The sequence below is a fragment of the Paenibacillus taichungensis genome, assembly GCF_003287275.1.
Lineage (GTDB): Bacteria > Bacillota > Bacilli > Paenibacillales > Paenibacillaceae > Paenibacillus > Paenibacillus taichungensis_A.
In genome coordinates this window covers 23033-36876 of sequence record NZ_QEVW01000008.1, presented here as the reverse complement: position 1 = coordinate 36876, position 13844 = coordinate 23033, and the positions used below count along the sequence as shown (strand labels likewise).

The window sequence follows — 13844 nt, the reverse complement described above, 5'->3', positions numbered from 1 at the left end:
AATAACAAGGAAACTTTAGGTGATCCACTCGTTAATAATACTCATCTGAGAACATAGAAAGAGCATGGTGCTTTAATAGCGCCATGCTCTTTCTATATGTTAATGCTATGTTCAACAACAAAGGTTTACTCTGCCTCGCTGTCAGGCCAACCCTGAATGGCAACAGACTCACCTTCCGGATTGTGGGTTGCAGCAGCATAGTCAGGCAATGGGCCGTCGTGGAATAACCATAATTCGTGCAAGGCCCTTGTACAGCCAACGTATAACAGCTTTGCATCACCCGCATTGGGCAAATAGTGCTTCTCATCACTATCCGCTACGATAACTGCATCAAACTCCAACCCTTTCGACAAATAGACAGGTAAAACGGAGTGACCGCCAGTGTACTGTTTTTTGCCGCCGTCAATCAAGTTCAGATCCCAGCCTGCCGCCTGGAGCTCCTGATGAAGCTCCTTTGCCTCATGCAGGGTACGGGTCAGAATGGAAACTGTGCGATAGTCTTTGACCGTTAAGAGCTTCAGAGCCTGTTCAAGGCTCGCTGTGCGCCCTTCTACCCCATAGGACAATGTCCGTACGGGATCACCACTCCGGAATACAGGAATCGCTGTAATGCCGCTCTTGACGCCCCGCTCCAGAATCGTATTCGCGTAATCGATAATTTCCATCGTTGAGCGATAACTCCGTGTCAATGCAAAGTATGCATTCTGCTCCTCAGGAAACAGGGAACTCATCTCTTCCCACGCATGAACACCACGATACTCATGAATACCTTGGGACAGATCCCCCAGTATGGTGAAGGAATGCCCCTTGACGAACTGATCCAATAACGCCACATGAAAAGGAGAAAAGTCCTGCGCTTCATCAATGACGACGTGATCGAAGCGCTCGGAGCCGTCAATATCATGAACCAAGGTATGAATGTACACCAATGCAGGCAAATCCTCTTCACGGATGATATCCTGCTTCAGATCTGCTGCCGTTTGCTTCATCACCAAATTGGGAATAAGCCCACTGAGCGAGGCAGGTACCGAACCGCCTTTAACAACCTTGAACAGCTGTTTGTACAGCGTAAGTGGTTCATATTGAGGCCATTTTTTGGCGTAAGCCTTCTCACGGGTTGCCGCTTTCTTTTTACGCTCTTTGCGAACGGCTTCCGGACAAGGTTTCTTGAGTTCCATCTCAATCCAGCGGTGAATACGCGCCATAACCCGCTCTTTTCGTTTTGCCAGCGGATAATGTTTGTACTCTTCCCCAAACCAGTTCTCAATCTCGGCTTTGCTGAGCACTGCGCCATCCCATGGGCTGAAGTCCATATCAGGTACGGATTCCTCTTCCATCCCGGACAGCCACTCCCGGATCAATTCCATGAAGCGAATCGAGCCTTTGTAACGCCCTGGCACATCATCATTGAGCTCAGGACGTGCATCCGGCGTTTCAAACCAGGTGTTCAAAGTCTCCGACGTGTCTGCCAAAGGCAGGTCCAGCCCCAGCAGGTTCATCGCCCAATCCGGGAATGTACGCTGCTGAATGTCCCCTACACCAAGCTCCGGGAGTACATCCGATATGTAATCCAGGAACATATGGTTGGGTGCGAAAATAACCATTTTCTCCGCAGATACCTGCTCCTTGTACTGATACAGCAAGAAGGCAAGGCGATGCAGTGCGACGGTTGTTTTACCCGAACCAGCCACACCCTGAATGATCAATGCGGTGTTTCTCGCCGCACGAATGATCTGATCCTGCTCCGCCTGAATGGTGGATACGATATCACGAAGCTTGTTGTCTTTGTTCTCACCCAATCGATACACAAGGAATTCATCCGATACGGCTGGCTGGTCACTGTCCCGATTGTACGTATCCGCCACACGTTCCAATATACGCTGACGAATGACAACGTTTCGTTTCAGATAAACCAGCCCCTCAATGAGTCCCTCCGGGGCTTCATACGTTGCGGAGGCTTCCCCTCCGGTAAATGAGTAAAACAGGCTTGCGACAGGAGCACGCCAATCGATGACGAGCGGATGCTCTCCCACCTCTTCGCGGTCTACGCCGATTTTGCCAATATACAGCGGTTTCCGTGCACCACTGCCCTGTTCTTCGAAATCCAAGCGTCCGAAATAGGGTTGCTGCGCGCTCTTGGACAAGGCGGTGCGGCGCTCTTCGCGTCCGGCCTCCAACACTTGCTCTGTGAAGTCGTGGCCGGTGTATACCGGAATGTTCTGCAGCCGTTCCAGCTGACTGTCCACTTCCTTCATCGTTCGCTCTAACCTGTACTCTTCTTCTTGATAGGCACTTTGAAAGCTGTCTGACATGTTTCAGTTACCTCCTAAGAATATGTTTTTCTGCATAGTCAATCACTGACGACACAAAAGGATACCCACTATATCATATTGATGTACAAAAAGCTACAGTAACCCGGATAACAAAATGAAAGAAACCGCTGTTCCTGTTCGCAAAGAACAGATGAACAACGGTCACCCTTTTTCATCAATCCGGTTCAGAATCCGGCTTGCCATCCTGTGCCACAAACTGTTTCTGTGCCAGTTCACGGTATACCGGATGATTGCTAATTAACTCCGCATGTGTTCCAGTTCCCGTTACATGTCCCTGTTCCAGCACAACAATCTGATCAGAGTCGACGACAGTGGACAATCGGTGTGCAATGACTACCGTCGTTCGTCCTTCCATCAGATTGGACAATGCTTGCTGCACTTCATGTTCGGAGGTGCTGTCCAGACTGGACGTGGCTTCATCAAGCATCAGAATATCCGGACTGCGCAGCAGTGCACGAGCAATAGCGATCCGTTGGCGTTGACCACCGGAGAGTTTAATCCCGCGTTCTCCCACTTCCGTGTCATAGCCCTGTGGCAATTTGTCGATAAAAGCTGACGAATACGCCATTTCTGCCGCCTGTCTAATTTCATCCATACTCGCTTCACGGCCCAGCCCGTATGTCATGTTTTCCTTAATTGTGCCTGCCATCAAAGGGCTCTCCTGTGATACATATCCAATCTTGCTTCGCCAAGAGGCTAATGAATAATCAGTTATGGCTTGTCCACCATAGGATATACTACCCGACTCTGGAAGATAGAACTGCTCCAACAGGGAGAACAGCGTTGATTTCCCGCTACCGCTTGGCCCCACAATGGCCGTTACTTTACGGGCCGGAACGGTCAGGTTGATCCCATGCAGTACCTCTTCCCCTGCTACATAAGAGAAATGCAGATTGTTGAATGTAATCGTCTCATTGCCCTTGGGCGCAATTGTTGTGCTATGACGCGGTTCCTCTTCATGTGCCAGAATAGCCTGAATGCGTTCTGTCGCACCGACAACCTTTTGCAGACGTGAATACAATGTCGTAAATTGTCCCATCGGCATAATCACCTGGAACAACAACAGAATGAAGGCGACCAGTTCCCCCGGAGACAGCAAACCTGAAGCTACCCGCATACCTCCAACACCCAGAATAACAACCAGCACGGCCGTCATGACAAACGTAAAGAGTGGTCCAATCAACGCCAAAATCCGAGCTTCCTGCAGTCCAAAAGCAAACATCTTCCCGATACGGGAATCGCCTGCTTCCGCCTCCTGTTTCTCCGTTCCATAAGCTTTCACCAAACGGATCTCGCCAATGACTTGGCTGAGCACCGAAGTAAGACCTGCCATTTCGTCCTGCTGCTTTTTGGAGATTTTGTACATTTTACGCCCAACTGGCAACAGGATCAGCAGCGTTAGCGGCACCAGACTCAGAATAATGAGTGACATGACCCAATCCAGATAAAAAAGCAACGCTACCCCGCCCACAACCGCAACGATATTGGATACAAAAGAAACAAGATAATCCGCAATTAGCGTCATAATCTGACTTGTATCATTCGTGATTCGACTCATCGTATCACCTGTACGATTCCGATCGAAATATGGCATCGGTAGGGATAACACCTTATTCCACAGCTTTGTTCGCAGTGTCGCAACTACCCGTTGACCTGCATAGTTCAACATATAGATGCTGATGCCTGAAGCGATGGCCTGAATAACAAATGCCCCCAGAAGCAGGAAAATAACGGACTTGTTCAGCGCAGACATCGTGAGCCCATCAATCAGGCCTTTGGTCATCAAAGGCACAATTAGTCCGGCTGTCGTCTGAATAAGTGTCAGGATCAACGCTATGATTAGAATTAGTTTCGGTGGATTAGTGGCAGCAATCAGCTTCACAAAATCCTTGAATCCTTTTTTCCCTATTTTTGATTCATCTTGACCTGTATGTTGTTGCTCTTCCATTACCGTTCCTCCGTTCTCCCCTTGTTCACCAGAGATCATACGTATGAACTTACAATACGTTTCCTGTCTTTTACAATATCCCATGCAGCACAAAATTGGCCAAAAACAGAATGGCAATGCCGTACATGACTTTAGGTACCTGTTTGCCCTGACCTGCCGCGAGCTTCGCCACCGGATAGGCAATGAATCCAAATGCCATACCGTCCACAATACTATACGTAAATGGAATCATGACCATGATCAGAAAAGCCGGAAAAGCTTCCGTGAAATCACTGAAATCCATATCCTTCACACTTTGTACCATCAAGCCACCAATAATGATCAAAATCGGTGCAATAGCACTGTCCGGAATATAACCCAACAATGGAATAAAGAAGAACGTTGCACCAAACAGCACTGCGGTAACCAGTGGAGTCAAACCTGTACGCCCACCAGCCGCTATACCCGCTGTTGTCTCCGCCGCAGCTACTGGAGGACTACTTCCGAATACACCTGCCAATACGGTACTGATGGATAATGCACGTAAGCTCCCCTTGAACCGCTGGGGACGACCAATAAGATGAGTCTGGGCCGTGATCAGTCCAATATTTTCAAATACAACAATTAGCAGCAACAGGAATACTGCAATCCAGAACGCCAAATCCGCCAGCTTCACCAAAGAAAGCTCTCCAAACAAGCCTCCATATTGACGTAATGCTTCTAGAGCTGACACCGGCTCACCGGGATTTACGGCACCGAGTACATATGCAAGACCTGTCCCTGCAAGAATGCTGATCAGGAGTCCGCCCTGTACATTGCGTATAAATAAAATCAAGGCGATCACAAGAGTAACACAAGCGGTAATAACTCCAGGATCATTAAAATGTCCGATCGCCACAAACGTGGTCTGGTGTGCGATGACGATTCCGCTTTTTTGCAGACCGATGAACGTCAGAAACAAACCAATCCCCACCGTAATGCCATGCTGCAGGTTTTTCGGAATGGCCTCACTAATCATTTTATATAACGATGTAAAAGCTACGACTGCAAACAGCACACCGGTGACAGATACAACCGCCAAGGCTTCCTGCCAGCTCAATTTCATCGAATGTACGAGTGTATAAGTGAAAAATGCATTGATGCCCATGCCAGGTACAACGATAATCGGCGACTTACCACCAAATGCCATCAGCAAGCAACCTGCAATGGACGTCAGCAGAGTACCCACCATAGCCGCCTGTAGCGGCATTCCAGCATCAGCCAGAATTGTTGCATTGACCATTACGATATACACCACGGCAAAATAGGAAATGGCTCCCGCCACAATTTCCTTCTTCCACTGGTCCCCCGGCTCCATGCCAAGACGTCTGGTCACCCATCCTTGTTTCATTCGTTCCGTTCCCCTCTCTCGATGTAAGCCGAACAAAAGTATTTACACTCTACCATTGCGCGGACAGAACAACCTTCCGATCGCTGTTATCCCCAGATTTTTAGATTTATGTTTTTAAGTTAAATCCGGTGATAGCGTATGCTTCCGATGTAGCTTTCTTTCAGAAAGCTATTAAGCGCACGCTTCGCTTTTCAGGTTTTTCTGTCCTCTTCGGTCTTGTGTAAATCTTATATTCATCTTATACAGCTGCGATTTCTCTATGTATTTATCATCATTTCGCGCAGCATCACATATCATACACGCTTTTGGGATTGAAGTACATCACGTAACCCTGACAATTGTTTAGGTTTTGCGCATGCAAAAAAAGCGTAGGTACCTTGTCGGCACCTACGCTTTTCATTCACAAACAGATTACTGCTGCTTATTCTCTGCGATTTCGATCAGTTCCTTGACGGCCACACTGACCATGATCAGTCCGGCTACAGGAGGAACAAAGGCGTTACTCGCTGGTGGCTGTTTGGCCTTGCGAATTTCCGGCGCATTCTCAGGAACAATTTTCTGCGTTACATCTGCGCGCGGTTTCAATGGTTCTTCGGTGGAAAAGACCACTTTCACACCTTTTTTGATACCTTCTTTCCGCAGTTTTGTGCGGACAACACGGGCAATCGGGTCCATGGTCGTTTTCGAAATATCCGCAACCTGGAATTTCGTAGGGTCCATTTTGTTCGCCGCACCCATGCTGGAAATAACCGGAATCTTCCGTTTCAAGCATTCCTTGATGAGATGGATTTTGTAAATAATCGTGTCCGAAGCATCCAACACATAATCCAGCTCATACTTGAACAATTCCTCATACGTTTCTTCCGTGTAAAACATATTCAGTGCAATCGCGTCACACTCTGGATTGATGAGCTTCACTCGTTCCACCATCAGATCTGCTTTTTTCTGACCAACGGTCGTGGTCAAAGCATGAATCTGACGATTGATGTTGGTGATGTCCACCACGTCTTTATCAATCAGAATGATACGGCCAACACCGCTGCGGGCGAGAGCTTCCACTGCAATACCGCCTACGCCGCCGATGCCGAGCACAGCGACTGTACTATTTTTCAAAGCGTTCAGACCTTCAGGTCCGATTGCCAATTCTGTTCTTGAAAATTGATGGAGCATTGAGAATCGATGCCTCCTTTATTTCTTTTCCGCCACCGGTTTACGGGCTACGCGGATGTGAAGTTGTTCCAATTGGGAGTTATCCACTTCTGAAGGTGCATTCATGAGCAGATCCGTTGCACTTGCCGTTTTCGGGAAGGCAATCGTTTCACGCAGATTCGTGCGACCTGCCAGCAGCATCACCAGACGGTCGAGACCAAAAGCGATTCCGCCGTGTGGTGGCGTTCCATATTCAAATGCTTCGAGCAGATAACCGAATTTCTCGTTGGCTACTTCCGGAGAAAGTCCCAGAGCAGCGAACATTTTTTCTTGAACATCACGTTTGTAGATACGCATCGAACCGCCGCCCACTTCATAACCATTCAGAACGAGGTCATAGGCTTGAGCGCGAATAGCACCTGGATCTGTGTCAAAAAGATGCACATCTTCATCTTTAGGACGTGTGAATGGATGGTGTTCCGCTACATAACGTTTCGCATCTTCATCGTACCCGAGTAATGGGAAGTCAACAACCCAAGCAAATTTGAATTTGCTGTCATCGATCAGGCCCAGTTGACGACCAATTTTCAGACGAAGTGCGCCCAGTACATCTGCAACCACTTTTTTGGTGTCAGCAGAGAAGAGCAACAAGTCGCCTTCTTCAGCACCAGTACGTTCTTTGACTGCTTCGATCTCTTCTGGCGTAAAGAACTTCACGATTGGTCCTTTGAACTCGCCATCTTTTACTTGAATCCATGCCAATCCTTTTGCACCGTAACGCGCTGCGAATGGTCCCAGGTCATCGATTTCTTTACGGCTCCATGTACCACAGCCTTTGGCGTTCAGAACTTTCACTTCTCCACCTTTTTCGATGACAGAAGCAAATACTTTCACACCACTGTTTGCTACGATATCGTTCATTTCTACCAGTTCCATGCCAAAACGCAGATCCGGTTTGTCTGAACCGTATTTACCCATTGCATCTGCATACGTAATCCGTTGGAAAGGCAGTTCCAGCTCAATACCTTTCGTTTCACGCAGCAATTTGGCCATCAGCTCTTCCATCATTGGCAGCAGGTCATCCTGTTGCAGGAAGGAAGTCTCGATGTCGACTTGGGTGAATTCCGGTTGACGGTCCGCACGCAAATCTTCATCACGGAAACAACGAGCGATCTGATAGTAACGCTCAAGTCCGCCGACCATCAGCAATTGTTTGTAGATTTGTGGGGATTGCGGCAGGGCGAAGAATTCACCTTCATGCACACGGCTTGGTACGAGATAATCACGCGCACCTTCCGGGGAGCTCTTGGTCAGAATCGGTGTTTCTACTTCAACGAATTCTTCTCCATCCAGATAATCACGGAACACTTTGGATGCTTTGGAACGCAATTTCAATGTTTCAAACATTTCCGGACGACGCAAGTCCAGGTAACGGTATTTCAAACGAAGGGACTCATCGACTTCCACACCATCTTCGATGAAGAATGGAGGAGTTTTTGCCGCGTTCAGTACTTCAATCTCGGTAATTTGCACTTCGATTTCGCCTGTAGGCAAGTTTTTGTTTACGGTCTCTTCGTCACGTTTAACCACTTTACCTGTTACTGCGATAACGTACTCGCTCCGCACTCTGTCAGCGATTTGCAATGCTTCGCCAGAGTAAGCCGGGTTGAAAACAACTTGTACAATTCCGCTGCGGTCACGCAGATCGATAAACAGTACGCCCCCCAGGTCACGGCGGGTCTGTACCCAGCCGTTCAATGTTACGGTCTCACCGATGTGTGCGGGTGTTAATGCGCCGCAATGATGACTTCTTTTCATAACCAAACTCCTCTTATGTGAATTTCCGTTCTGTATGTGCGGGTAGAGCCCGCTTTTCAACAGTGCGGTTGCGTGAAGACGATATTATTCGAAAAGGCATGTTACCTCTGACCCGCCAACTTCCGATTAATCGGAAACATTGGTGAACCTCAGTAATTTTGCCGGATCAATTGTTGTTATTTTACAGTTTCAAACTCACTCGTGCTTATTTACTTCCACGTATAGCTGATACCAGATCATCCAGCTTCACCGTTTGTTGTTCACCTGTATCCATGGACTTCAGGGCAATTTCCCCGCGTTCCAGTTCATCATCACCAAGAATGGCAGTGTAACGGGCTTTGAACCGGTCAGCTGATTTCATCTGGGCCTTCATCTTGCGACCGAGATAGTCGCGTTCACCGGACAGACCGGATTGACGAAGCTTAAACAGTTGACGGTTGACTTCACGATCGGCAGCTTCACCGAGAGCAACAAAATATACATCCAGTGGAGCAAGGGAACTAACATCAATGTTCTGGTGTTCCAGAATCAGTTGAATACGCTCCAGACCGATACCGAAACCAATACCAGGCTGATCTGGTCCACCGATATCTCCAACGAGGCCGTTGTATCTGCCCCCACCGCCGACTGTATCAATCGCGCCAATGCCTTGGGCTTTCAGTTCAAAAGCAGTCAATGTGTAGTAATCCAAGCCGCGTACCAGACGATTGTTCACCACGTAATCTACGCCAAAATCATCCAGATACTTTTTCAGTTTAGCGAAGTGGTTCAATGATTCTTCATCCAGACTATCCAGTATGGAAGGTGCCCCTACGAATTTGTCCTGATCAACTTTGCAGTCGAGCACACGCAGCGGATTACGTTCCATCCGGGATTGGCAGTCCTTGCACAGGCTGTCCTTCATCGGTCTGAGGAATCCAAGCAGTTTTTCGCGATATTCTGCACGGCTCGTTGGGTTACCCACCGAGTTGATCTCGACTTTGACATCTTTCAATCCCAGTTCTACACACAGTTGATACCCAAGCGCAATGACTTCAGCATCGATCGCTGGATCAAGGGCTCCGATAGCTTCTACACCGAACTGGTGGAACTGACGCTGGCGACCTGCTTGCGGACGTTCATAACGGAACATCGGACCGATGTAATAGAGCTTGCTCACATCCGGTTCGCCATAAATTTTATTTTCCACATAAGCGCGGACAACACCCGCTGTACCCTCCGGACGAAGGGTCATGCTGCGGTCCCCTTTATCATTGAAGGTGTACATTTCTTTTTCAACAATATCGGTTGTTTCCCCAACGCCTCGTACAAATAAAGAAGTCTGTTCGAAGATCGGTGTGCGAATCTCGCGGTAATTAAAACGGCGACACAGATCACGCGCTTTTTCCTCTACGAACTGCCACTTTTCCACAACACCAGGTAGCAAGTCCTGCGTTCCAGTCGGTTTTTGAAAAGCCATCTTTCATCCCTCCAGCATCTATTTTCTCTGTATAACAAAAAAATCCCTCGCCCTGTCGCTGTATAAACAGTAGACAAAGGGACGAGGGATTGTGTTTACACATTCACCCGTGGTACCACCCACATTCCGGAATCCCTGACACTTTCGCCGTTCAGGTGATCATGTGATGATCTAAGGTTGCTCCAGGCAATCCGATCAAACAGATCATTCCGCTCTACGTATAACGCACGTCCTGCGCAGGCCAGCTAATAACCATCAGATATAAATCCAATGTGTTCGCTGTCTGTTCTCGGGGAAGTCATTCGTCCGCTCATCAAGAGAATCCTTACAGCCAAGGGATTCCTCTCTGTTCATGTGGGCACGGAGTACTTGGTCCCGTCATCAAATCATCAAGTTATATGATTACATGTTATTATATAACGTTTAAAGTTAATTTATTTTCTGATTGTAATGAACCGCAGTGCTAAAGTCAAGGGTTAACACCAAAAGATAGCATTAGAAAACGATTTTCACACGCCGTACGGGATGCGGAGTCCATAGAAATCAAGGCTAATAGAAGCTGGTTTCACCAAATGAATTCCAACTTCTATTGCCTTCTTATATCTCTATCTCTATTGTTTCAGCATCCACTTCAGCAGATCCGGCACATTCGCCCATAGACGGGAATGCATAATGACATATTCAATCGCTTCGTCGGAATTGCCCATTCCGACAAAATCAGGGAGGTTATGCGGCAGCCGCTTCAAACCCAGCAGATAATCAGGCACATGTTTGTTCACATCCCTGGCCACACGGTACAACATGTTGAGCTGGGCGGTAATTCCATTCCTCTTGTACTCCAGAATGATCTTGTCATACGCAAAGGCAGTTGCGGCGTCACCTTTCCCATACTTCTCCATCAGTTGCTCTGCCTGCTTCAATTGGTTGCTGTACAAATACACAGCAGCGAGCAGGTAACGCGCCCCGGTATTGTCTTCCGTATTAAGCTCCAAAATATGCTCTAGGATTTGTGCCGCTTCTTTGGTATCTCCGCCAAACCAGCAGGATTCGGCGTAGCTTTTGCATATCCGGATATATGGACGGGTCTCATGAAGCCTCCAGAAGTCCCCTTTGTTCTTCTCAAAGAACAGTTCGCCAAGTTCGCGTTTGCCAGCAGCGATTCCGTCCTTGAGGAAAGCTCGTGCATCCTGCTCATTGTCCGACTCCTCAGCCAGAATAAGATACGCATCAGAGCTGTCAGGATACATCTCCAGTACCGTTTCCGCCAGCTGTACTCTGCGTTTGGCAGAACTGGCTTCCATCGCCTTATGTAGCAGAGCTTGCGCTTTATCCTTCGATGTGCCTGGGCTGTTCAGCATCATCAGCTCATCAGTTTCGCCGCCCATGCCATATTCTTCGATGTAATTAAACATCTCCTTAACCTTCCGGGAGATCGTTGCTGTTGCTACCTCATATTTAGAGGCCAGCTCAGCCTTTGAGACATTGAATCCGTATTCCTCGGACAGCAAATACTCGATTGCGGCGCAGAACGAGCCTGTCTTCTTGACAGTAGGCTGGGTCTGACGGGAATAGCCATTCCATAGCATCAGAGCTTCCAAAATCAGCTCCCGCTCGTATTGGTTTCTCATATCCTCAATAAGCTGCAGTGCCAGCTGTTCGTGAGCCGGATGCTCCCATTTCAGTTCGCTCGCCACCATCTTTTTCAGCTTGGTCAGGGTCAGCTTGCTCTCAGGCTGAATCGAGGCTTCCTGGACCGGTTGCTCCGTTGATATCAGCCCCAATATCGATTCTACCGAAGAGGGCTCCTTGCCCAGACAGCATTTCTTATATTTCTTCCCGCTTCCGCATGGGCATAAATCATTTCTTCCAACCTTACTCAAAACTAATTCCCCCTTAAATCTGTCACTAGCCATTTGCATGAGAACACTGTTGCTTTAGAATTCCAGGTGTCATTTCTCATACAAGGCATTCTATATGACTTACAATTTCCAGCAATCAAGCAGAAACGGTTGCCCCGCCCTTGTAGAAGGGCGGGGCCGTTTCAGCGAGTATAGGTTCATCTAGAATATGACGATCACTCTGGCTATGAATTCCTCACACTCTCTATCATAGGATTAGATTCGTCTGAGCCCAATTGCTGGAAGCTTGATTTACCGTCCAATGAAGCCCAACTATGAAAATAATTCGCTTTAAAATACTTAAACCCATTTCTCTATTCTAGCAAAAATTTGAATACGGGGTAAGCTTCGTCCAAAACATATAAATTCTCATCTCAAAAAAAAAACCTGCACACGGTGTGCAGGCTCAAAGGATATATAAAAAAAGGGGGTCATGTGTGTTATTATAAACGAGCTATGTTAAAGGCTTATGTAACTAATATTACAGTAATATTACAAAAATGATAGCGCTTTATAATTTGTTGTTCTATCCAAAAAGCCCCAGCAGAGTGTCCTGACATTGAAATCAGGCACTGCAGGGGCTTCATTGTAATTATTAATTCAATTCTTCCACATAAGCTTGGTTGGAACGAAGTTTATGAACAATTTCCTCATAATCCTCATCCCTTACTTTGGCAGACAAAACATAATGCAGGTCGTCATAGTCAGCCGAGGATACATCCGCCGCATTCAACAGATCGCCATCCTCATTCACATTTTCTCGGGTACCTCGCTCGGTATCACGATCCACATTGCTGACGACCGGGATTACATTTTCGCTGGCCGGCACCCCAGGTGCTGCACCCACACCCATGGCTCCATTGGTCCCTACGCCACCCGCTGTGTTATAAGGCACCAGAGGTACCATAATCCGTTTGTCTCTGCCAACCGCGCTATCCAGTTGCCCTACTTCCAAATGCTCTGTACGGAACGTCTGAAGTGAGGTTCTAGCCCCCTCTGCCTCGTCCTCGGTCCGAAAATACGCCTGAATATGTTTTGTCATGTCAAACCCTCCTTTATCGGAATAAATGCTTGGAATAACTAACGAAAATTAAAAGCTTTGAGCTTTAATCTACATTTTAATCAGCAATCACATTAAAGTACGGTCCGTTCCAAGTTGTTAAATGACTTTTAACAACTCGCGAACAAATGCTGGTTCATCGGCTGGCGTACGGGATGTAATATAATTGCCATCGACTACAGCTTCATGATCCTTGAATTCTGCCCCTGCGTTCACCATATCATCCTTGAGCGGTGGATAGGAGGTAATCGTACGGCCTTTCAACAGATTTGCACTTGCCAGAATTTGCGGACCGTGGCAGATCGCAGCGATAGGTTTCTTCGCACTATTGATTTCCGTTACGAATTTCAGGATATGTGCGTCCGTACGCAAATTTTCAGGAGAAGACCCACCTGGAATGACAACTGCGTCGTAATCCGAAGCCGAAACCTCAGCGATCGCTTTGTCCGAAGTATAGGTGGCTTTACCACCTTTACCTTTCAGCGTCTCTCCTGCCTTCAAGCCGATAATTTCCACGTCGTGCCCGGCTTTTTTCACCTCATCATATGGAACCTGCATTTCCGAATCTTCGAAATCATTCGCCAATAAAAAAGCAACTTTACTCATAACGTATGTTCTCCTTTCCGTGTTCGAAACTTCTTGAATCGGGTATTCGCAGAAATTGTTGGTGTATATTTCTTGTTCATTGCCCGTAATAGATATTTAACCTGGCACGCCATTGTGCCTCGTTCTGTTATTACCCTAACCAGAGCCGTTTATAACATGACGAGCCTGTATTATTTTGGCTTTGATAAGGTGGCCCGATTCAGA

The 13844-nt window shown here is 47.5% G+C and carries 9 protein-coding genes; all 9 read right to left on the bottom strand.

Translation table 11 applies throughout. The features are described 5' to 3' along the window. Nucleotides 1-125 precede the first annotated feature (125 nt). Nucleotides 126-2312 carry a HelD family protein gene (locus tag DC345_RS12820; protein WP_113053432.1) on the bottom strand — a complete coding sequence of 729 codons (2187 nt, stop codon included), beginning with the start codon at nt 2310-2312 and terminating at the stop codon, nt 126-128. 175 nt (nt 2313-2487) lie between these two features. Then, nucleotides 2488-4281 (bottom strand): ABC transporter ATP-binding protein, encoded by a 1794-nt coding sequence (locus tag DC345_RS12815; RefSeq protein WP_113053431.1) that lies wholly within the window; start codon nt 4279-4281, stop codon nt 2488-2490. Between the two features lie 70 nt (nt 4282-4351). Beyond that, on the bottom strand, nt 4352-5650 hold the full coding sequence (locus DC345_RS12810) for an NCS2 family permease (protein ID WP_113053430.1): 1299 nt from the start codon (nt 5648-5650) through the stop codon (nt 4352-4354). Between the two features lie 411 nt (nt 5651-6061). Beyond that, a complete protein-coding gene (locus DC345_RS12805; RefSeq protein ID WP_076287755.1) occupies nt 6062-6820 on the bottom strand; it encodes a tRNA threonylcarbamoyladenosine dehydratase in 759 nt (252 codons plus the stop codon). Between the two features lie 18 nt (nt 6821-6838). Next, nucleotides 6839-8617, bottom strand: coding sequence for an aspartate--tRNA ligase (gene aspS, locus DC345_RS12800; protein ID WP_063567716.1), 1779 nt, complete (start codon nt 8615-8617; stop codon nt 6839-6841). Nucleotides 8618-8822: 205 nt separating this feature from the next. After that, a complete protein-coding gene (gene hisS, locus DC345_RS12795) occupies nt 8823-10076 on the bottom strand; it encodes a histidine--tRNA ligase (protein WP_113053429.1) in 1254 nt (417 codons plus the stop codon). A 611-nt stretch (nt 10077-10687) separates the two neighbouring features. Beyond that, complete coding sequence (locus DC345_RS12790) at nt 10688-11956, bottom strand: SEC-C metal-binding domain-containing protein (RefSeq protein WP_113053428.1); 1269 nt, start codon at nt 11954-11956, stop codon at nt 10688-10690. A gap of 613 nt (nt 11957-12569) precedes the next feature. Further along, the gene (locus tag DC345_RS12785; RefSeq protein WP_113053427.1) at nt 12570-13016 is read right to left on the bottom strand and encodes a hypothetical protein; all 447 of its coding nucleotides are present in this window, start codon (nt 13014-13016) and stop codon (nt 12570-12572) included. Between the two features lie 117 nt (nt 13017-13133). Further along, nucleotides 13134-13640: a type 1 glutamine amidotransferase domain-containing protein gene (locus DC345_RS12780; RefSeq protein WP_113053426.1), complete on the bottom strand. Its 507-nt coding sequence runs from the start codon at nt 13638-13640 to the stop codon at nt 13134-13136. Nucleotides 13641-13844 lie beyond the last annotated feature (204 nt).

Excerpts from the sequence above, each read along its gene's own strand:
- DC345_RS12815 (WP_113053431.1), bottom strand. The coding sequence starts at position 4,281 with ATGGAAGAGCAACAACATACAGGTCAAGATGAATCAAAAATAGGGAAA.
- aspS (WP_063567716.1), bottom strand. The coding sequence starts at position 8,617 with ATGAAAAGAAGTCATCATTGCGGCGCATTAACACCCGCACACATCGGT.
- DC345_RS12810 (WP_113053430.1), bottom strand. The coding sequence starts at position 5,650 with ATGAAACAAGGATGGGTGACCAGACGTCTTGGCATGGAGCCGGGGGAC.
- DC345_RS12805 (WP_076287755.1), bottom strand. The coding sequence starts at position 6,820 with ATGCTCCATCAATTTTCAAGAACAGAATTGGCAATCGGACCTGAAGGT.
- DC345_RS12785 (WP_113053427.1), bottom strand. The coding sequence starts at position 13,016 with ATGACAAAACATATTCAGGCGTATTTTCGGACCGAGGACGAGGCAGAG.
- DC345_RS12820 (WP_113053432.1), bottom strand. The coding sequence starts at position 2,312 with ATGTCAGACAGCTTTCAAAGTGCCTATCAAGAAGAAGAGTACAGGTTA.
- hisS (WP_113053429.1), bottom strand. The coding sequence starts at position 10,076 with ATGGCTTTTCAAAAACCGACTGGAACGCAGGACTTGCTACCTGGTGTT.
- DC345_RS12780 (WP_113053426.1), bottom strand. The coding sequence starts at position 13,640 with ATGAGTAAAGTTGCTTTTTTATTGGCGAATGATTTCGAAGATTCGGAA.